Origin of the sequence: Cohnella rhizoplanae, assembly GCF_948329515.1 — a bacterium.
Classification (GTDB): Bacteria; Bacillota; Bacilli; order Paenibacillales; family Paenibacillaceae; genus Cohnella; species Cohnella rhizoplanae.
Window position 1 is genome coordinate 50,612 of record NZ_CAOJCN010000024.1, and the last position, 20,045, is coordinate 70,656.

Here is a 20,045-nt window from a genome sequence, read left to right on the forward strand (position 1 = left end):
CTCGCCTTTCTTACTTGCCGTAGAGCGATCCGATCTCCTTCACCGCGGCGTCGAGTTCGCCCTTGCCGGACAGCGGAGGCGCGAGCTTCTGCGGGACGATCTCCCACAGCAGTTTTTCCTTTCCGTCGAAGAACGGCGCGGAGATCGCGTACTTCTGCGCGTCGATAAACGTCTGCTTGTTGTAGCCCTCGTCGTTCGCGAGATAAGCTTCGGCCGCCGCTTTGCTTGCCGGGATCGATTGACCTTGCTTGGCGAGCGCGGTCTGGCCGTCCGGACCGCCCAGCCAGCTGAGCAGCGCCCATGCGGCTTGCTCGTTCTTGCTGTACGGGCTCATGGCGTTGCCCGCGACCTGGACCACGGTCTTCGTCTCCTTGAACTTTGGCGGCAGCACCGTGTCGAACTTGATGTTGGCCTTGGTGAATTCGCTGGCGGACCAGGAGCCCGCGAAGCTCATCGCCACCTTGCCCGTCGTCATCGTCAGGAACGGCTCCTTGGCGAGCGATTGGCTCTGGCTGAACGTCGGCGTCACGTGATGCTTGGTGACGAGGTCGCGATAGAACTCCAGCACTTGCTTGGCTTCCGGCGATTCCAGGCCGAGCGACTTGTCGTCGTTCACGAGCTTGCCGCCGTTGGATTCAATCTGCGGCTCGAGCACGGAGTCGGCGGAGCCTGCAGCATCGACCGTAAGGCCCCACTGCACGACGTTCTTGGCGTCGAAGTCCGCATCGGCCGCCGTCTTCCCGTTCTTGTCGAGCGTCAGCTTCTTCGCGATGTCGAGCGCTTGGTCCCAGGTCAGCTCTCCAGCCGGATAAGCGGCGCCTGCCGGATTCGTCTTGGGATCGTCGAACAGCCCTTTATTATAGTAGAGAACGATCGTGTTCGCGTCGCGCGGCAGGGACACTTGTTTGCCGTCGACCTGGTGGGCGGCCAGCACCCCCGGCTCGAAGTTGCCCGTATCGAAGCCGGTCGAAGCGATCAGATCGGTCAAGTCCTTCATGGCGCCGATCTTGGCGTATTTGTCCACGTAGGCGTAACTGATCTTGTAGACGTCCGGAAGATCCTTGGCGGCGGCCTGTGCCGTTAACGCCGTCCAGTACGTCCCCCAGTCCTTGCTGACGACTTCGACCTCGACGTTCGGATACTTCTCGCTGAAGCCTTTGAGCAGTTCCTTCGTCTGCTCGGTCTCCACGTTCGTCCCCCACTGCGCATAAGTCACCTTACCGGAGATGTCCGCGGCGCCGGCCGTAGCCGACGCGGATCCCGATGCCGGGGCCGTGGCCGACGCGGATGCCGAAGCGCCTGACGAGCCGCTGGCCGCAGGCGACGAAGCCGCGCCGTCGTTGTTGTTGCTGCCGCATGCCGCGAGACTCAGCATTCCGACCAGACTCAGTACCGCGAGCTGGGCAATCCGTTTCTTTGTTTGCATGTTGAGCCCTCCTTGTACGTGAATGAATGATTAAATGAGTGACCTGCCCCTTGATGCGCTCCCCGAGGTGCCTGCCGGGATTACTTGATCCCGGTCATCACCACCCCCTCGATGAAATAGCGCTGGGCAAAGAAGTAGATAACGCCGATCGGCAGCAGCGCGAGGAACGATCCCGCGGCGAGCACCGGGAAGTCGTGAGAGGTCTGGCCCATGATCATCTGCAGGCCGACGCTCAGCGTCTGCAGCTTCTCCGACTGGATGAAGATAAGCGGGGAGAAGAAGTCCGTCCAGGAGAACACGAAGGAGAAAATGAAGCCGCTCACGAGAATCGGGCCGGACAGCGGCAGGATCACCCTGGAGTAGATCGTCCAGTACCCGCCCCCGTCGACATAGGTCGCCTCGTCCAGCTCCCGCGGAATCGTGAGGAAGAACTGTCTGAACAGGAAGATGAAGTATGGATTGCCCAGCACATGCGGAACGATCAGCGGCAGCCAAGTGTCGTACCAGCCGATATCGCGGTACAGCAGGTACAGCGGGATCAGCGTCACCTGCGCCGGGATCATGAGCGTGGCCAGCACGATGGCGAACAGGAAGTTGCGCGAGCGCGCCTTCGTACGGGCGAATCCGAACGCGATCAGGGAAGAGAACAGGATGGTGCCCAAGCCGACGGAGCCCGCGATCGCGAACGAGTTGCCGATCCAGCGGCCCATGAGCGGCATCGATTCGAAGAGCCGTCCGAAGGCGCCGAGCGTAAAGGGATGCGGAAGAAACTCAGGCGGATATCTGAACGTCTGCTCCTGTGTCTTCAGCATCGTGGAGAGCAGCCAGAACAACGGGCCAGCGAAGATGCAGAGGCCGATCAGCAGCATGGCGTATTGCAGCGGCGTTTTCAAACGATGTGTCATGCCTATGCGTCGCCCCCTTTGTCTGCCTCGTAATAGACCCAGCGGTTCGACGTCTTCATGACGATCCAAGTCAGGATGAGGATGATGACGAACAGGATCCAGGACTGCGCCATCGCATAGCCGAATTTCATGTCGCGGAACGCAGTGTTGTACGTATTCAGCATGTAGGTCGACGAGGAGTAGTCCGGTCCCCCGTTATTCAGCAGTCTGGACTCGGTGAACATCTGGAAGTAGTAGATCATCTGCAGCACCAGCGAGAAGAGTATGGTCGGCGAGATCATCGGCATCGTGATGGTGAAAAATTGGCGGAACCGGCTGGCGCCGTCGATGCGGGCCGCCTCGTACAGCTGGGAAGGCACGCCCTTGAGCGCCGCGAGGAAGATCAGGACCGGCCCGCCCGAGCTCCAGATGCCGATCGTCACGATGAGCGGCTTGCTCCAGCCTTCGGACCCGAACCAATCCACCTTCGGAAGGCCGACCCCCTCCAGGATCTGATTGACGAATCCCCCGTCCGTGCCGAACAGCAGCAGCCAGATGATGACCGTCGCGACGGGCGGTACCAGATAGGGCAGGTAATAGATCGTGCGGAAGAAGCGGATTCCCTTGATCTCGACGTTCAATACGACCGAGATGAGGATTTGGAACATGACCGTGATCGGCACGGCGATAAATACGAAGTAAAGCGTATTGCCGAAGCTTTTCAAATAAATCTGGTCCTTGAACAGGTCCCGGTAATTGTCGAACCCGATCCACCGGGGCGGCGTCACCGAGTTGTAGTCGGCGAAGCTGTAGACCACGCTGAGCGCGGCCGGCCCGACGAAAAACACCAGAAAACCTACGATCCAAGGAAGGATGAACAGCAGAAACTTGCCTTCCTCTCTCCATCTCGAGGTCATGCGGACTCCTCCAGTCTCTCGCCCTAACTCAATTCGCTGATGTAAACGTACCGCTCTTCTTTAATGGAGCGTTCGGCGGCGAGCGCGACGAGCAGCGCCTCCCGGCCGATCCGGCCGTTTGCGTAGGGCGCTTCGCCCGTGACGACGGAATTCAGGAAGGCATGGCGTTGACGCTGGCTGCCGGTGTGTCCGCCGTTCACCGAATCGGACTCCTGGTCCAGATCGATATGATCGCGGCTCTTGTCCTCGGGACCGAAGATGTCGATCGTCTTGTCCTTCTTGGCGATCATCTGTCCGCCGTTGCTCCCGAGCAGGCCGATCTCGAGCCCCTCGTCCATGAGGTTCCTCGGCTTGAGGTACATGCAGAGCCCGAGATTCGCCTTGCTGCCGTTCTCGTATTCGACGATGACCCAGGCGTGGTCGACGATGGAAGTGCTCGTCAGCGTCCGCGTCTCGTAGTGCGTATAGGAGTTCGTGATGACGTTGGGCTGTCCGTCCTTGAGCACGTGCTGGCCGCCGGAGGCGAATACGCGGAGCGGCTTGGAATCGATCATCCAGTTGAAAATATCGAAGTGATGGCAGTCCTTCTCGATGAGCGCGCCGCCCGATTTGGCGGAATCGTAGAACCAGTCCACCGGCGGAAACGGGTCGCGGAACTCCTTGCACCACATCATAGTGACGTTGCCGAGCCGCTGGGCGTCCAATTCACGGCGCATCCGGCGGTAGATGTTCGAATATCGGTACGTCAGGCCGATCTGCAGGATGACGCCGGCCGCTTCCGCCTTGGCGATGATCTCGTCGCATTCGCAGAGCGTCGGCGCCACCGGCTTTTCCAGAAAAACGTGCTTGCCGCGTTCGATGAACGGCACTGCCGCATCGCGGTGCATATAGTTGGGAAGCGAGATGACCACGGCGTCGAAGGTGTCGATGCGATCGTACAATTCCCGATAGTCGGCGACGATGCCGGGTTCGTTCTTTCTTATGTACTGCATGGCCCTCGCCAAGTTAGATTCGCTCGGATCCGCGATCCAGACGATCTCGCATTCCGGGATTTGGTCGAATCCCATCGCATGGCCGGTCCCCATATCCCCTACGCCGATCAGCGCCAGCCGAATTTTGCTCATTGTGTACAGCTTCCCCCAACTCTCGATGTATTTTTTGCGCCAAATTTATTATGTTTGGATTACAATTTAAATATTATTCGAATTTAAGATCGCAGTCAAGAAAATTATGAGCAGTTTGGATGAATATTTTCCCTGTTTTTTGGAGCCATTTTGGATATATCCGATGCAAAACGCGTTCGTATATGGCGGTAACACAACCTAACATTCGGATTTAAAGCGGGTAAGCGCTTGCTGATCCTATTTTTTATTAGAAGTGCACAAATACATTTTCATTGTCGTTTTGGACAATATTTGCGGCAAACAATGTCATTTTTTTTGAAAAATAAAAAACCCTGCGCCGCAAAACGGGCAAGGCGTATAAAAGGCGCGAATTAGGTCGATTGTCTGGCCACCAGCTCGAACGGCAGCGTGATCTTGACGGGAAGCGGATATTTATTCTGTCTGATGTCGACGAGCGTCTTGGCCGCGACCCATCCGATCTCGAACTTGGGGATGTGGACGGTGGTCAGCGGCGGCGATGCATACTGAGCAAAGTCGATATTGTCGATGGAGGCGATGGCGACGTCCTGCGGGATGCGCAGGTCGCTCTCGAAAACGGCGCGCATCGCGGAGATCGCCATCATATCGCTGGCCGCCAGGAAGGCGGTCGGCAGCTTGGCGGGCTTCTCCAGGGCTCGCTTCATCAGCGTATAGCTCTTTTCCGCGTTCCACTCCGTATCCAGAATCCACTCCTTCTGCAGCGCGAGGCCGGCTTCGTCCATCGCTTCCTTATAGCCGCGGTACCTTTTTTCCTTGGTGATGTCGAGCGATCTGCCGGAACCGCCCAGAAATCCGATATTCCGGTGGCCCCGCGCGATCAGGTGCTGCACCGCGTGCTTCGCCGCCATCAGGCGGTCGTAGCCTACGCTCGGTATCGAAGGATCGGAGACGTCGATGCCTACCACGTAGGGAATATGGCGCTTAATCGTGTCGTAGACGTCGGGATCGATGCTCTCGACGACGATGATGCCGTCCACTGCGCCTTCCTGGATCACCTTGTTCAGCATTTCGGGAGACTTGAGGTCCTCGCCGTTGTGAATATAAGCCAGCTCGCCGCCATGCTCCTGAATGCCCCGCTCGATGCCCTCGAGGATCGGGGAGAAGTACGGGTGGTTGTATTTGTTCTGATTGACCGCTACGATGCAGCCGATCTTGCCGATGGCCGGTTGTCTGGCCGACGTCCCGCGCTTAGCGCCCGCGCCGTCCTTGGCGGACTTCCCGGCGTGGTAGCCGAGCTGCGCGACCGCGTCCCAGATGCGCTGCCGCGTGTCGGCGTTCACGGCGCGGCTCGTATCGTTGTTGACGACTCTGGACACCGTGGAGATCGATACGCCCACTTGATCCGCGATATCCTTTAAAGTAGCCAATTCGGTCCGCCCCTTTTCCTTGATTTGCCCCAAACTTGTATATGGTCTTCATTATAGCGAAAAGGCATTGCGCGAACAATAAATAAGTGGCCTGCGCACAGCAAAGCCCCGGCCGCCAAGGCCGGGGCTTCCTTCATGCTGTTCTATCGCCGCTTGCTCGCTGCCTTACGGCGCCGTCTCCAGGAACTTCACGTCGGGCATGCGCTCTACCGCGGTGCGCATTGCGTACTCGTTTTCGAACAAGGCCACGTTATTATCGTTCTTGTCCTTGACGAGCGTCGAGTTGATGCGGAACTTGGAGGCGTCCAGCTTGTCGGCGACGATCCAGCGCGCGAATTGGAACTGCGTGCGGGCGAGCTGAATGTCGACGCCGTACTCGTTTTTCATGCGGTACTCGAAGACGTCGAATTGCAGCTGGCCGACGACGCCGAGGTACGTGTCCTCGAACGGGCCGATCGAGCGGAACACCTGCACCATGCCCTCTTCGGTCAGCTGATCGAGTCCCTTGAGATACTGCTTCTGCTTGAGCGCGTTCTTGACCGACACCTTGGCGAAGATCTCCGGAGAGAAGGTCGGCAGCTCGTCGAACGTCAGGTTCGAGCCCTGGGCGAGACTGTCGCCGATGCGGAAAATGCCCGGATCGAACAGGCCGATGATATCGCCCGGATAGGCGGTGTCGACGATATCGCGGTCCTGCGCCAGGAACTGCTGCGGCTGGGACAGCTTGATGTCCTTGCCGGCGCGCACGTGCTTGACGGACATGCCGCGCTCGAACTTGCCGGAGCAGATACGCAGGAAGGCGATGCGGTCGCGGTGCGCCGGGTTCATGTTGGCCTGGATCTTGAAGATATAGCCGGAGAACTTCTCGTCGTCCGGCGCCACCTCGCCCTCGGTCGTGCGGCGCGACGTCGGCGCAGGCGCGAGCTGGAGGAAGTTCTCCAGGAACGTCTGCACGCCGAAGTTGTTGACGGCGCTGCCGAAGAAGACCGGCGTCAGCTCGCCCGCGCGCACCTTCTCGTAGTCGAACGGGTCGCCTGCGACGTCTAGCAGCTCGAGATCCTGCGCCAGCTGGTCGGCGAGATAATCGCCCGCCATCTCGCGGATCGCCGGATCGTTATAGTCGGCTGCCGGACGCACTTCGATCGTCGAGTGATCGTTGCCTTGGAACAGCTCGACCTGCTTCTTCATGCGGTCGTATACGCCGCACAGCTCGCGGCCCATGCCGATCGGCCAGTTCATCGGCACCGAGCGGATGCCGAGGACCCGTTCGATCTCCTCGAGCAGCTCGAACGGGTTCTGTCCCTCGCGGTCGAGCTTGTTGATGAACGTGAAGATCGGGATGCCCCGCTTGCGGCATACCTGGAACAGCTTGATCGTCTGCGCCTCGACGCCTTTGGCGACGTCGATGAGCATGACCGCGCTGTCTGCCGCGGTCAGGGTACGGTATGTGTCCTCGCTGAAGTCCTGGTGACCCGGGGTGTCCAGGATGTTCACGTTTTTGCCGGCATACTCGAACTGCATGACCGACGAGGTGACGGAGATGCCCCGCTGCTTCTCGATCTCCATCCAGTCGGAGGTCGCATGGCGTGCGGCCTTGCGCGCCTTGACGGAGCCGGCGATATGGATCGCGCCCCCATACAGCAGCAGCTTCTCGGTCAAGGTCGTTTTCCCCGCGTCGGGGTGGGATATTATAGCGAAGGTGCGGCGCTTCGCCACTTCCTGCTTCAGTTGATCGCGTGTCGCTTGGCTCATGAATCACGGATTCCTCTCTTGGACAATATGGCAGATATCATTATAGCATATTGTGCCCGGTCCAGGAGGTGAACCTGCGGCGCGAAGGACCGGAGCCGGCGAGGCCGCGGGAGCCGGTGCTTGCTGCGGAATAGCGCCAATTTTGCGCTATTGTGGAGCCCGGTTACTTGGTTGCGCGGGTCCATGCGGCGGAATAGCGCAATTTTGCGCTATTGTGGAGCCGGATTACTTGGTTGCGTGGGTCCATGCGGCGGAATAGCGCAATTTTACGCTATTGTGGAGCCCGGTTACTTGGTCGCGGGGGTCCATGCGGCGGAATAGCGCAATTTTACGCTATTGTGGAGCCCGGTTACTTGGTTGCGCGGGTCCATGCGGCAGAATAGCGCAATTTTGCGCTATTGTGGAGCCCGGTTACTTGGTTGCGCGGGTCAATGCGGCGGAATAGCGCAATTTTACGCTATTGTGGAGCCCGGTTACTTGGTCGCGCGGGTCCATGCGACAGAATAGCGCAATTCTTGTGCTATGACGGCATCGTCAACGTTAGGCGTGCGTGTCCTTGGCGCAGAATATCACAATTTTTGTGCAATCCGGATACAGGTTACTTGGTCGCGCGCGTCCAATGCGGCGCAATTGCACCATTCTGTGCCTTGGCGCAACCGGCAACGACGAAGGCCGCACAGCACCTTATCGGTGCTATACGGCCCCTATTGCGCTATGCTAAGTCAACCCGCCAAACCACGCCGCACTCCCGCTGGCGCGGTCGGCGTGATAGCCGCGCGCCACCAAGTTAGTGCGCCAGCGGCGCCTCTCCGTCTTCGCGCTTCTGCAGGACTTCCTTCTTCAGGAACCAGCAGAGCACGAAGGCGATGCATACGAAGACGATCGAGATGACGTACAGATTATGATAGGCGTCCGAGAACGCGGTCTTCACCTGCGTCAGCAATTCCGGCGCGAGTCCCTTCGGTATGCCGCCCGTCTGGATCTCGCCCGCGGTTCCCGCCGGCAGCTGATCCGAGATCCCCGCGATGCCTTGCTTGATATCGCCGGCGAGCAGCGAACCGAATACGCTGAGACCGATCGACGCGCCGATCGACTGGAAGAGCTGCACGGTCGACAGCGCGATCCCCGCCTCCTCCTTGCTGACCGACTCCTGGACGATCAGATTGTCCCCGCCGAACAGCGCGCCGAGTCCGACGCCCATGATGACGAAGGCGACGACGACGTACATCACGGTGACGTCGATGCCGAACTGCAGCATCAGGATCAAGGCCACGATCGGCAGCGTAAACGAAAGGATAAAGATCGTACGGTAAGCGACCCGGGTGATGAGGAAGCCCACAAGAATGCTGAACGGTATCGCGCCGCCCATGAATGCCAGGTTCAGATACCCGGAAGCCCTGGGCGACAGATCCATGACGTTCTGCGCAAAAAACGGGAAGTTGGCGAACGTGCCCATGACGCCGAGCATCAGAATGAATACGAGGCCCGACAGCACGACGACGTTGCGGTTGCGGAACAGATGAAGCGGAATGATCGGCTCCTCCACCCTGCGCTCGATCCAGATGAGCAGCGCCGTCATGACGACGAACAAAGCGAGCATGCCGATGATGATCGGCGAGCCCCAGGAGAGACCCTGCGTCTCGATGAGCACCGGCGCGAGCAGGAGCGACAGCAGCGCGAGCATGAGCGTCGCGGCGCCTAGCCAGTCGATCTTTTTCTTTTCCTCGCCGCGCTTCTCCACCATCCCGATCCACATGACGGCGGCCGTCAGAATGCCAAACGGCAAGTTAATTAGGAAGATCCAGTGCCAGTTGACGTGCGAGATAAGCTCGCCGCTGATCGTCGGACCGAGCAGCTGCGGCAGGATCATCAGCGGTCCGAACAACGCCTGCAGCTTGGCCCGCTGCTCCAGCTCGTACGTGTCGCCCAGGATGACCATGGCGAGCGGCATGAGGCCGCCGGCGCCGATGCCCTGGATGCCGCGGCCGACGAGCAGCATCGGCATCGAATGCGCGAGACCGCATACGAACGATCCTGCGATGAACAGTCCGATGCAGGCGAGGTAGACGCGTTTGCGTCCGTAGAGATCGGCCAGCTTGCCGAGGATCGGCATGAACAGCGTCATGGCGAGCATGTAGATGCCGGCCACCCAGCCCATGAGCGGCAGCCCGTGCAGGTCGCGGATGATCGTCGGCATCGCCGTGGAGACGATCGTCTCGTCGAGCTCCGCGAAGATCAGGCCGAGCATGAGGCCCGTCAGGACCAGCGCCTTGTTGTTTTTGCGTCCGATCGCGGCTTGCGCGAGTGGAGCGATAGACATTTGCGTTTGCACCCCTTAATCCGGCAGGAGCCGACATCGACGCCGACGGCGGCCCTGCGCTTGAACTGCTGTTATCGTACGACCGGTTTGTGAACTCAATATGAAATGAAAACCGGCCTCAATGACCGCCCGTTGCCTCGCTCGGCCTCTCCCCTTTGGCGGGAATCTCGAGCTTCGAGCGCCCCATGAAAAAGACGGCGAACAGCGCGAGGGCGGCCGGCAGGATCGCCCACATAAACGTCTGCGCGATCGAAGACGACAAGGCGTCCACGATCTTATGCAGCGCGTCCTCCGGAATCTTGGCGCGATTCTCGGGCGTCAGCGATTGGCGGATATCGCCCAGGGCGCCGCCCTGCTTATCTCCCGAGCCCGCGAATGCGTCCGTCATTTTATCCGACAGCAGGTTGCGCTGCATGATGCCGAACACGGTGAGGCCGACGGTCATGCCTAGCGATCGGACGAAGGACATCGTCGCGCTGGCCGAGCCCCGTTGGTTGGCATTGAAGCCGTGCATGCTCGACATGCCCAGCACGGAGAAGGAGAAGCCGACGCCGAACCCGGTGATGATCATATACCATACCAGCGTTGCCTTGGACGTCTCCGGCGTAATCGTGGAGAGCAGCGCCGCCCCGATGACGAGGATGACGGCCGACAGTATCATCACATTGCGATAAGACGTCTTCATCGCGAGGAAAGCGCCGATCTGCGCGGATGCGACGGAGCCGAGCGTCAACGGCAGCAGGATCAGACCGGAGTTGGTCGCCGAACCGCCGTTTACGCCCTGTACGAAGATCGGGATGTACATGGCGAACGTGATGAACGCCGCGCCGTAGAACAAGCTCGCCACCGTGCTGGCCGCGAACAGCGGCCTGCGGAACATGCTATAGGACACGATCGGATCCGCCGCCCGGGTCTCCGCGTAGAGGAACACGGCGAGCAAGACGAACGCGGCGGCAAACAACGAGAGGATCTGCGACGAATCCCAGGCATACGTGCCTCCGCCGAGCTCCAGCGCGAACATCAGGCTGACGACCGCGCCGACGAGCGTCGAAGCGCCCCACCAGTCGATCCGCTGCTTCACGTGTACGCGCGACTCCTTGTAGCTGAAAACGATCAACGCCAGCGCGATCAGCCCGATCGGCAGATTGATGTAGAAGATCCAGCGCCAGTGGATGTGATCGGTGATATATGCGCCCAGCAGCGGACCCGCCAGACTCGAGGTGCCGAACACGGCGCCGAAGATGCCGGACATGGCGCCCCGTTTTTCTTCCGGAACGACGTCGAACAGGATCGTAAAAGCGATCGGTACGAGCGCGCCGCCCCCGATGCCCTGGATCGCCCGGTAGATCGACAGCTCCGTGATGCTGGTCGCCGTTCCGCACAGCACCGAGCCGAGCAGGAACATGATCATGCCGAAAACGAAGAATCGTTTGCGTCCGTACATATCGGACAGCTTGCCGAAGATAGGCATGCCCGCCATCTCCGTCACGAGATAGGCCGAGGTGACCCAGACGATCTTGTCATAGCCGCCCAGGTCCGAGACGATCGTCGCCATGGCCGTCCCGACGATCGTATTGTCGATGGCCGCCACGAAAATGCCGAGCATCAGCCCGGCGAGAATTACGCCCATCTTATTGCTTTTGACCAGACTCACCAGTATACCTCCTTAGTGTATTAGATACGCACGCGCTCGCCGACCGTCGAGCCCGAAGCCACCCGCAGCTCCCGCCGGTATTCGACCCGCCCGATCCTGCATCCGGGTCCGATCGCGACGTCTCCGCCCCGCACGACCTCGGCTTCTGTATATTGCAGCTCCACCTGATCTCCTTCGATGAGTCCCGCCGTCAGCGTAGCCGCTCCCCATGGCGACACCAGGTTTTTAATCGCGCTTATCCGGCTGCGCCTCACGCGCAGACGGCCGCCGCCGAGCTCGCGTACGGTGCTGGGTCCGAAGAGGCTGAGATCCAGCCGCTCCGCCGTGAGCAGCCCCCCGCAGACGATACCGCCGCGCAGTTCGGCTTCGCCGATATCCGCATTGCCGTCCACGGAGAGCTGGCCGTCGAGCTTTATCTTTTCGCTCCTCAGGCTTCCCTTTACTTTAACCTCGCCCGTCCCCCGAATTTCGCCGCTTGCCAGACTGGCCTCGACGCCGCAGACCCCGGTCAGCCGCACCGCCTCCGCGTTTAGTTTTCCTCGCACGTTCATTTCCCCGGTACAGGCTAATCGCCCGCAATACAGGTCGCCGTTTATCTCGCATTCGCCCGTTATCTTCACCAGTTTGTAGACGCCTCCGTTCGAAGAGGTCGTGCCCACCATTTTTAGATCCGGTCGCTCCGTATTAGCCATGAAGCCTCGCCTCCTCTCCGATTCGGGCCGACGGGTGCTTGCGCAGCTCGGTCTGGTATTCCACGCGCCCGATGACGCAGCCTGGGCCGATCGCCACCCTGTCCCCCCGCACGATATCTGCCGTCGCGTGGTCCAGCTCGATATCGTCGCCTTCGACGACGCCGGCCTTGAGCTCCGGCGCGATGCCCGGCACCATCCACTTCCACAGCGCGTGCCAGGCGCCCGTCCTGCCTTTGCCGATGCAGATCGTCTCGCCACCGATCTCGCGGGCGGAGCCCCTGCCCTGCAGCTTCAATCGGATGGTGCCCGCATTCAGCAGTCCGCCGATCTTGAAGGCGCCCTCGCCTTCGATGACATCCGCCTCGCAGTCGCCGCCGACTTCCAGCATGCCGTTCATTCGCAGCTGCTGCCCCGCGTACCCGCCTTCGATCGTGACCACGCCGTCAAAGGATGCCCGCTCCGCGCTGAGCGCGCCGCCCACGGACATCGTTCCGTCCACGTCCAATTCATCTGCCGTCAGGTTCCCGCGGATGCGGATGCGCCCCTTTACGTCGAACTTTTGCGCTGCGATATCCTCATCTACCTTGCACACTCCGTTGATGTTCACGGTCCTGTAGACGCCGCCTGCTACCGTCCCGATCCCGTCCATCTTCAGATCGCCGATCGCCCCGCTCGTCATTTCCCATCCCATCCCTTCTTCAGTTCAGTTCGCCGCGCAGCTGCTCCGCCAGCTCTGTCAGCTGCATTTTGATCACGATCTTCACGCCAGGGTCGAAGTACAACGCGGGAGGCGCCGCGACCAGCGCGAACATCGACACGCCCATTTTGCGCATGAACAGCAGCTCGCACGGCTTTCCCTCGAATCGGGGAAAATGGTTCCGCAGCGTCTCCATCAGCATGCCGCTCTCTTCCAGACTAATCTCGCCGTCCGATAGCAGCCGGTCCGTCGCGTACAGATAGAGCAGCTGCTCGAACGAATACGCCTCCTGCCCGTTTTGCTGCGCGAGCGTACTGAATCGATCGACCACCAGTACCGAAACAATGTTACGTTCTATTAACTCTCTCTTGGACAGCGTCAGATCTACTTGATAGGGAGACAGCTTGCCGGCCAGCTCATCCAGCGACAGATCCTCCTTCATGTTCATGATCCGGTCGATTCTCGCCAGAATCATATCCTTCGGAAAAAAGGTCTCCTGCCCGGTAAACGTAGACTTGCGGATGAACCAATCCTCCGGGATGAGCTGCTTGCGCTTCCAGCGGTACAGCTGACCGTAGGAGATGCCCGTGAGCTCCAGCAGATCCTTTTTGGAGATCAATTCGCGCTCCATGTTCCTCACCTCTGCAAACAATGTAACATAACACTGTTACGTTGTAAATGAGGAAAATGATGCTTGCCTGCGTTTTCATTGTAATCGCAACTGCGGCGGTCCGCTTCGGTCTGCGGTAGTTGAGCTGCCTCGGTCTCGGGACCGAGAGAACGCGGTGGGTGCAGCGTGATGGAAGGAAAGATACGATAGGTGCGTGTTGGGTTACGCATGTATGCGTGGCATTGTAAATGAAGGGCACCTGTAGTTTGTGTGCATAGGAGCGTCTATACATATTTGACTAATATTGCGGTTTGCTCGTTATGGACTCAGCGCCCCTTATTTTTGCTCAATTGAGCTCAATTAACGAGCTTCCGGACTCACGATACGTTATTTCGTTCCAACCACGCCTCATTCAGTCAGTAACGGATTTCCTGTCCGCTCATTGTTCCGCACCGTCGTCATCTGCCGAAATAACGAATCGTATGTCCGCGCGCGAACGCATCAACAAACCAAATTACCTGCAAACCAAAGAATCTGCAAATGCACCGACGACAATACGCCGTCCGTCTCCACAAAAATAAAAACGAGGCGCCAAGCGCCCCGCCTTCTATCAAACGCTATAGATCAGTCCCCGATGAGCATCGCTCTCGCCGGCGCGGCATCGATGCCGGTAAGCTTGAGCGGGGCGATCACGAGCCAATAAGAACCTGGCTCGACTTCTTTGAGACGCACGCCTTCGACGATAACGATACCGGCGCGCATGAGCGTGCGGTGCGTCGGATATTCCTCCTGCGCCCGCTCGATCCCGAGCGCGTCCGTAACGGCGACCGCGATGCCGACGTCGGCCAGATATCGCGCTCCGTCCTCCCGCAGGAACACGAAATCCATCAGAAATTCCTCGCTATAAGAGCTGCTCGTCTTGAACAGCAGACGCTCGCCCTTTTGGATGTTAAACGGCACGAGGTCTTCTTTCGTGATGTATTCCTTCACGTGCGTCAGATCGAGCACGCGCGCAGGTCCCACCAGCCGGTCCAGCGGGATCGTCTCGATCGTCTCTCCCCCCGCCAGCATGTGCAGCGGCGCGTCGACGTGCGTACCGGTATGAACGTTCATGGTCAGCAGGCTCTCGTGCGGCTTGCCTTGGTCATGATTTTGCACGTTTTCGATACGAGGCTTCTTGGCCTCGTAATTTTTCCATACCTGCATGCCTTCCTCGATCGTCATGCTGATGTCGTATATGCGCGGCATCCGTCTGCGCCTCCTCCGAAGTAAAGGCTGCCCGCTCAGGCGGACAGCCTCGTATTTACTTGCCGGTATTGCTTACCCAAATCACGTTGTCCTCGTCCTGCCCGTTCACCGGCCACCAGTGGAAGCCGTCCTGATGGAGCAGCTTGTGCGCCTGCTGCGGTCCCCACGCGCCGGCCGAGTAGTGGGCCAGATCCGCTGCATGCTCTTGCCAGGCGGCAGCGATCGGGTCGACCAGCTGCCATGCGGCCGCGAGCTCGTCCCAGCGGGTGAAGTACGTCGAGTCGCCGCGGGCCGCGTCGAAGAGCAGACGCTCATAAGCTTCCGGCGTATTGATGCCGACCTGGCAGCTCTGGCAGAACTCCATCGCGACGGGCTGCACGGTCATCTCGTTGCCAGGCTTCTTGGCATTGATCCGGATGTAGATGCCCTCCATCGGGTTGACCCGGATGACGAGCAGGTTCGGCTGCAGCTGCTGACGGCTCGCGAACAACAGGTTGCCCGGCACGTTCTTGAACTCGACGACGATCTCGGTCGACTTGACCGGGAGCCGCTTGCCCGTGCGGACATAGAACGGAACGCCCGACCAGCGGAAGTTGTCCACGAACAGACGCGCTGCGAAAAAAGTCTCGGTCGTCGAGTCCTCGGGCACCGAATCTTCCTCGCGGTAGCCCTTCAGCGCTTGACCCCTCAGCTCACCCGACGAATACTGGCCGCGGATAACGCGCTCGCGCACCTCGTCGCCGGACTTGAAGCCGCGCAGAGAGCGCAGCACCTTGACCTTCTCGTCGCGGATCGCTTCCGGATCGAGATGGCTCGGCGGCTCCATCGCGATCATCGTCAGCATCTGCAGCATGTGGTTCTGCACCATGTCGCGAAGCGCGCCCGACTTGTTGTAGTAAGCGCCGCGCTCCTCCACGCCGACCGTCTCGGCCAACGTAATCTGGACGTTGGCGATGTGCTGCTTGTTCCAGAGCGGCTCGAAGAAGGCGTTGGCGAAGCGGATGACCTCGATATTCTGCACCATTTCCTTGCCCAGGTAATGGTCGATGCGGAATACTTCGTCTTCGCGGAAGACATGGCGGATCTCCTCGTTAAGCTTGGACGCCGACGGATAATCGTATCCGAACGGCTTCTCGATGACCAGCCGGTGCCAGCCTGCGCTGTCGAGCATGCCGCCGTCGCGAAGATTCCGGGAGACGGTACCGAACAGCTCGGGCGCGAGGGCCAGATAGAACAATCGGTTGTCCGGGATCGAATAACGCGCCTCGAGCGCCTCCGTCGACGCCTTGAGCTCGCGGAAGCCGTCGACGTTGCCGATGTCGAGCGAATGGTAGGTGAAGCGCTCGGCGAAGCCTTGCCATTCCGTCTCGCCCTCGATCTTGTACCGGCAAAATTCCTTGATCGATTCAAGGACGTCCTCGCGGAACTGCTCGTCCGTGCGCGGACGGCGCGCGAGGCCTACGATGGCGAACCGTTCGCCGAGCTTGCCTTCGCGGTAGAGACTGTACAGCGCCGGGAATAGCTTGCGGCGGGCCAAGTCTCCCGTCGCTCCAAAGATAAAGTAAACCGCGCCTTCGGCGGTTACGTTGTCAACCAGTTGGTCCGTCATTTGGTCGTCATCTCTCTATGTGCAGGATAGCGCATAATGCGCTTCGGATCTTTCATTTAAGTATCGGCTCGGACTGCATCGCTTTAAAGCCCAGGCTTGACCTGTACTCTTGCCAAGTAGTTTATCATAATTGAAATCGCTAAGCTATTCTTTTGGAGGTTTCTGACAGGCGGCAGGGTGTTTCAATCGCATGCGGAGCGGGTAATTCAGCATAACTTATTCTAGGATGCGGAACCGACCGCCCGATTCGAGGAGGACAGCAACATGGCCATACGATTCAACGCTTTGAACGGCTCCGCCCGGCTTCCCCGGGTCGCCCCAGTGTACAGGGTGACCCCGCCTCTGCCGTTCCAGGACGTGCTCGACGAAGAGACGTACAGGTACGTGCAGGAGGAGGAGGGATCCCGGCGCGCGCCGGCTCCGGCTCCGCTGCCTCCTCACATGAAGCGCGCTGCCGCGGCGGCCTCGTCGGTCGTGCAGCAGGCGATCGAGGTCAACTATGCGGTCGACAAGGTGTATGCCAGCCCCTCCGAGGCTGCGATGACGGAGCTGCAAGACAAGGCGGACAGCCTCATTCGGCGCCTTCAGTCCGAGCAGGAGCTGCAGCTTGATCCCGATCTCGGACAGCGCCTGTCGGGCGCATATTCGCCGATGGGCTTGCGCAGGGTCGCGGAGCCGTTGACCGAGCAAGCCCCTTGGCGGATGATTCCCATCCGCGAGGCGATCTATACGGATCAGATGCAGATTCAGTCGCTGTATCCCGAGACCGGGTTGGTGCTGAGCGCGGAGGCTTAAGTCTATGTCGTAAAAAAGGACGCCGCAGAGAAACGCTGCGCGTCCTTTTTTGCATTTGCAGGACATACCTCTTTATTCGCCATGCTCGCCTATTCGCCCCGGTCGTCCCAGATAATAGCCCTGAGCGTAATGGACCCCCATCGTCATCAGCTTGTCCAACTCGGCGCGCGTCTCTACGCCTTCAGCGATCAAGCCAATGCCCATGCGATCAGCGGCCTCTACAAGCGTACCCAGCATATGCTCCTTGAACGTGTCCGCGTGCAGGCCGCTGACGATCGAACGATCCACCTTTATATAGTCCGGCTTGAGCTCCACGATCGACAGCAAGGAAGAGTAACCCGCCCCGACGTCGTCGATGGCGATCCTGTACCCTTGATTCCGATAATGCGCCAGCACGCGCTGCACGGAGGCGAAATCCCGGATGCTCGAACGTTCCGTAATCTCGAATACGACCTGATCCGGCGTCAGCCCGTAAGACTCCAGGAGCGCAAGCGTCTGCCAGGGCGCGAACTGAGGCGCGTCGATGATGCGTGGCGACAAGTTCAGGAACAGCTTCTGCCCTTTGCCGATCCCTGCGCTTCCGGAGATCGCCCGCTCTCTCGCGAGGCGATCCAGCGAATAATCCTTGCCCGCCCGCTCGGCGAATTCGAACAAGGCCAGCGGCCCGTCGAATAATTCGGTATCCAGCGGCCTCGACAAAGCCTCGTAGCCCAACGGCCGCTGCGCGCGGATGTCCATGATCGGCTGATAGACGGATCGAAGCGCCTGGTTCTCCAACAGCCGCTCCAGCTCGCCAAGACGCAGCGCATCGTCGAGCGCGCCCGCATATTGGCCGTTTTGCATCGCCTCGCGGGCCATCTCGTGCAGCTTGCGTCCGGTCTCCTCGCCCCTCTTGAACTCGCCGAACGCGCAGCCCGCATGCAGCGTCGATCCGCCGGACAGCTCATGCCCGGCAGGCTCCAGCAGCCGCTGCTTGTACGCCCGCGCGGCCAGCATGAGATCGCGCTTGAAGCGCCCCGGTTGCTCCTGCTTGGCTTCGCAGAAAAAAAGCATCAGGTCGTTCTGCAGCCACTTCGCCGCATACGGCCGCGATACACCGGAGAAGCTTTCCTGTAGCAGCTCCTCCGCCTTCTTTTTCCACCTCGCCTCGAACAGGGATGATGCGCTGCCGGCCGAGCCGCTCCAATAGAAATACAACAGGGCAGCCTCCCTGTCCTCAACCCTGGAAATGCCCGGCCCCGGATACGTCCCCAACGCCATCGTGTCTCCTCCTCTAGCCGTCCTATGCTTGTTCTGTGTAAGTCGCGGTGAACGCCTCGCTAACGGCGTACGCGCTTCCCGGCAGTTCTTTCGCCTTCTTTTTGCATGCCGCGGCGAGACGCGACAGTTCCTCGTGGCTGACGGCAGCCGATCCGTCCCATCTAATCACGGCGATAGACAACGTTACGCCCGGCTGCTCCACCGCCCCTCCGTGCCGGTCTAACACGGACGTCGGCCGAGCCGAGCCGTACATCTGTTCGACGCCGGCATGGAACCGCTCGATGAAGGCACGGCAGCGGGCTTCGGGATCGGAGCGGTCGCTGATCGAGATAAAATCGTCGCCGCCGATATGTCCGAGGAAATGCCCGCTCCCTTCCTCCTCGCTCAAGACGGCGCCGAGCACGGATGCCGTATACCGGATCATATCGTCTCCGGCGCTGTAGCCGTAGCTATCGTTGAACCATTTAAAATAATCCAGATCCGCGTAAAAAACGCTGAACGGTTTGCGCAATTTAATGCGGGCTTCGATCTCCCGGCGTATGATATCCCCGCCAGGCAGGCCGGTCAACGGATTGACGCGGCGCGCGGCTTCGGCCTGCAGCGAAGCGAACGATTCGAGCAGCGCCTTGACGGTGACGCCGCCCCTATAACGGCCCTGTTCGGTCACGATGACCGTATCGTACAGCTGCGAGTCCGGCCGTTCCATGGCCAGCCGGGCGACCGCCTCCACCTGCATATCCGCGTCCGCGACGAGCGGCGCGGTCTCCATAATCTTGTCGATCGTCCGGTTCCAATACAGCGGCACGCCGAACTTGGACGCCAGCATCCGGTTCAGCCGGTCACGCGTGATGAGCCCGCTTGGCTGTCCCGCCGTCTCCACGACGATGCTGTGGCAGTCGGTCTGGTCCTCGAACCATTCGGCCGCAGCCGAGACCGGCGTATCCGGCGGCATAGCGGGCATGGCGGTCGCGAGCCGGCCGACCGTCAGTCCCGGCTCGCCTTCCGACCAGGCATCGGACGTCTTGGCGTCGGCCGTTCTTTTTGCCGGCTTCGCCGCCGGCTCGGAGCGCTCGGCCTCGTCCAACGACCTGGACGCGAGCGCGCCCGCTTCCAGCATGCCTTCCAGGAGCAGCTGCTCCGCGCTGCGGCCATGCGCCCTCGAAGGCAGCTGTATATGTCCGAAGCCGATCGCGGCGTCCTCTCCCGTTTCCTCCGCGACGATGCCTCGCAGCTGCGCCTCGAGTTCGGGCCAGAGGGCTTGCCGCCTGCGCTCTTCCTCCGGCAGCCGCACGGCGAGGAGCAACAGACGCTCGCCCTGCCAGCCCCACAGGACATGGGGGCGGCCTTCCATCCACTGTTTCAGCCTTTTTTTCGGCCAGGTCGGTCTGTCGGGACCGAGGCGCCCTGCCAGCATGCCGATATTCGCCTCGCGGGAACCTCCGACAATCGTCCTGACACATGCCGGATTCAGAAGACTTTTTACCCATTTACTCATGGTAGCCGCCTCCACTGACAACCTGCTTCTTACCTATTGTAGTCCCGAATCGTTAACGCCAGGTAATTTTTACCGCGAGAAAATAAAAAAAATGTCGAGCGTGGTCGAACAACCGGTTTTTTAAATGAGAGCGATAAGCGGAGGCTACGCAATATA

General features: G+C 60.0%; 16 protein-coding genes. 1 reads left to right on the forward strand and 15 read right to left on the reverse strand.

What is annotated here, in order from left to right; translation table 11 throughout:
• Positions 1 to 10: 10 nt before the first annotated feature.
• The 13 genes from PQG80_RS24340 to zwf form a co-directional block, all read right to left on the reverse strand.
• Positions 11 to 1,426 (reverse strand): ABC transporter substrate-binding protein, encoded by a 1,416-nt coding sequence (locus tag PQG80_RS24340; RefSeq protein ID WP_271754277.1) that lies wholly within the window; start codon positions 1,424 to 1,426, stop codon positions 11 to 13.
• Positions 1,427 to 1,506: 80 nt separating this feature from the next.
• The gene (locus PQG80_RS24345; RefSeq protein WP_271754278.1) at positions 1,507 to 2,331 is read right to left on the reverse strand and encodes a carbohydrate ABC transporter permease; all 825 of its coding nucleotides are present in this window, start codon (positions 2,329 to 2,331) and stop codon (positions 1,507 to 1,509) included.
• Positions 2,332 to 2,333: 2 nt separating this feature from the next.
• Positions 2,334 to 3,227: a carbohydrate ABC transporter permease gene (locus tag PQG80_RS24350; protein WP_271754279.1), complete on the reverse strand. Its 894-nt coding sequence runs from the start codon at positions 3,225 to 3,227 to the stop codon at positions 2,334 to 2,336.
• A 23-nt stretch (positions 3,228 to 3,250) separates the two neighbouring features.
• Positions 3,251 to 4,351 carry a Gfo/Idh/MocA family protein gene (locus PQG80_RS24355; protein WP_271754280.1) on the reverse strand — a complete coding sequence of 367 codons (1,101 nt, stop codon included), beginning with the start codon at positions 4,349 to 4,351 and terminating at the stop codon, positions 3,251 to 3,253.
• A 371-nt stretch (positions 4,352 to 4,722) separates the two neighbouring features.
• On the reverse strand, positions 4,723 to 5,757 hold the full coding sequence (locus PQG80_RS24360) for a LacI family DNA-binding transcriptional regulator (RefSeq protein ID WP_271754281.1): 1,035 nt from the start codon (positions 5,755 to 5,757) through the stop codon (positions 4,723 to 4,725).
• Between the two features lie 165 nt (positions 5,758 to 5,922).
• Positions 5,923 to 7,509, reverse strand: coding sequence for a peptide chain release factor 3 (locus tag PQG80_RS24365; protein WP_271754282.1), 1,587 nt, complete (start codon positions 7,507 to 7,509; stop codon positions 5,923 to 5,925).
• A gap of 787 nt (positions 7,510 to 8,296) precedes the next feature.
• Positions 8,297 to 9,829, reverse strand: coding sequence for an MFS transporter (locus PQG80_RS24370; protein WP_271754284.1), 1,533 nt, complete (start codon positions 9,827 to 9,829; stop codon positions 8,297 to 8,299).
• Positions 9,830 to 9,947: 118 nt separating this feature from the next.
• Positions 9,948 to 11,459, reverse strand: coding sequence for an MDR family MFS transporter (locus PQG80_RS24375; protein ID WP_271754310.1), 1,512 nt, complete (start codon positions 11,457 to 11,459; stop codon positions 9,948 to 9,950).
• A 44-nt stretch (positions 11,460 to 11,503) separates the two neighbouring features.
• A complete protein-coding gene (locus PQG80_RS24380; protein WP_271754285.1) occupies positions 11,504 to 12,175 on the reverse strand; it encodes a hypothetical protein in 672 nt (223 codons plus the stop codon).
• The gene (locus tag PQG80_RS24385) at positions 12,168 to 12,854 is read right to left on the reverse strand and encodes a hypothetical protein (protein WP_271754286.1); all 687 of its coding nucleotides are present in this window, start codon (positions 12,852 to 12,854) and stop codon (positions 12,168 to 12,170) included. Before PQG80_RS24385 ends, PQG80_RS24380 begins: the two co-directional genes overlap by 8 nt.
• A 19-nt stretch (positions 12,855 to 12,873) precedes the next feature.
• Positions 12,874 to 13,503: a YhbD family protein gene (locus PQG80_RS24390; protein ID WP_271754288.1), complete on the reverse strand. Its 630-nt coding sequence runs from the start codon at positions 13,501 to 13,503 to the stop codon at positions 12,874 to 12,876.
• Positions 13,504 to 14,106: 603 nt separating this feature from the next.
• On the reverse strand, positions 14,107 to 14,730 hold the full coding sequence (locus PQG80_RS24395; RefSeq protein ID WP_271754289.1) for a cyclase family protein: 624 nt from the start codon (positions 14,728 to 14,730) through the stop codon (positions 14,107 to 14,109).
• A 55-nt stretch (positions 14,731 to 14,785) separates the two neighbouring features.
• A complete protein-coding gene (gene zwf, locus PQG80_RS24400) occupies positions 14,786 to 16,339 on the reverse strand; it encodes a glucose-6-phosphate dehydrogenase (protein ID WP_271754291.1) in 1,554 nt (517 codons plus the stop codon).
• Positions 16,340 to 16,603: 264 nt separating this feature from the next.
• Between zwf and PQG80_RS24405 the strand changes: the two genes are divergently transcribed.
• Positions 16,604 to 17,134, forward strand: coding sequence for a hypothetical protein (locus PQG80_RS24405; RefSeq protein WP_271754292.1), 531 nt, complete (start codon positions 16,604 to 16,606; stop codon positions 17,132 to 17,134).
• 72 nt (positions 17,135 to 17,206) lie between these two features.
• Here PQG80_RS24405 and PQG80_RS24410 read toward each other — a convergent pair whose 3' ends face one another.
• Together PQG80_RS24410 and PQG80_RS24415 are read right to left on the reverse strand one after the other, a co-directional pair.
• On the reverse strand, positions 17,207 to 18,394 hold the full coding sequence (locus tag PQG80_RS24410) for an EAL domain-containing protein (RefSeq protein WP_271754293.1): 1,188 nt from the start codon (positions 18,392 to 18,394) through the stop codon (positions 17,207 to 17,209).
• A 22-nt stretch (positions 18,395 to 18,416) separates the two neighbouring features.
• The gene (locus PQG80_RS24415; protein ID WP_271754294.1) at positions 18,417 to 19,889 is read right to left on the reverse strand and encodes a GGDEF domain-containing protein; all 1,473 of its coding nucleotides are present in this window, start codon (positions 19,887 to 19,889) and stop codon (positions 18,417 to 18,419) included.
• Between the last annotated feature and the right edge of the window lie 156 nt (positions 19,890 to 20,045).

Bases quoted from the DNA above. Each gene is read 5' to 3' on its own strand.
- zwf (WP_271754291.1), bottom strand. From the start codon at position 16,339: ATGACGGACCAACTGGTTGACAACGTAACCGCCGAAGGCGCGGTTTAC.
- PQG80_RS24350 (WP_271754279.1), bottom strand. From the start codon at position 3,227: ATGACCTCGAGATGGAGAGAGGAAGGCAAGTTTCTGCTGTTCATCCTT.
- PQG80_RS24345 (WP_271754278.1), bottom strand. From the start codon at position 2,331: ATGACACATCGTTTGAAAACGCCGCTGCAATACGCCATGCTGCTGATC.
- PQG80_RS24375 (WP_271754310.1), bottom strand. From the start codon at position 11,459: ATGGGCGTAATTCTCGCCGGGCTGATGCTCGGCATTTTCGTGGCGGCC.
- PQG80_RS24385 (WP_271754286.1), bottom strand. From the start codon at position 12,854: ATGACGAGCGGGGCGATCGGCGATCTGAAGATGGACGGGATCGGGACG.
- PQG80_RS24380 (WP_271754285.1), bottom strand. From the start codon at position 12,175: ATGGCTAATACGGAGCGACCGGATCTAAAAATGGTGGGCACGACCTCT.
- PQG80_RS24390 (WP_271754288.1), bottom strand. From the start codon at position 13,503: ATGGAGCGCGAATTGATCTCCAAAAAGGATCTGCTGGAGCTCACGGGC.
- PQG80_RS24355 (WP_271754280.1), bottom strand. From the start codon at position 4,351: ATGAGCAAAATTCGGCTGGCGCTGATCGGCGTAGGGGATATGGGGACC.
- PQG80_RS24370 (WP_271754284.1), bottom strand. From the start codon at position 9,829: ATGTCTATCGCTCCACTCGCGCAAGCCGCGATCGGACGCAAAAACAAC.
- PQG80_RS24410 (WP_271754293.1), bottom strand. From the start codon at position 18,394: ATGGCGTTGGGGACGTATCCGGGGCCGGGCATTTCCAGGGTTGAGGAC.
- PQG80_RS24365 (WP_271754282.1), bottom strand. From the start codon at position 7,509: ATGAGCCAAGCGACACGCGATCAACTGAAGCAGGAAGTGGCGAAGCGC.
- PQG80_RS24415 (WP_271754294.1), bottom strand. From the start codon at position 19,889: ATGAGTAAATGGGTAAAAAGTCTTCTGAATCCGGCATGTGTCAGGACG.
- PQG80_RS24340 (WP_271754277.1), bottom strand. From the start codon at position 1,426: ATGCAAACAAAGAAACGGATTGCCCAGCTCGCGGTACTGAGTCTGGTC.
- PQG80_RS24405 (WP_271754292.1), top strand. From the start codon at position 16,604: ATGGCCATACGATTCAACGCTTTGAACGGCTCCGCCCGGCTTCCCCGG.
- PQG80_RS24395 (WP_271754289.1), bottom strand. From the start codon at position 14,730: ATGCCGCGCATATACGACATCAGCATGACGATCGAGGAAGGCATGCAG.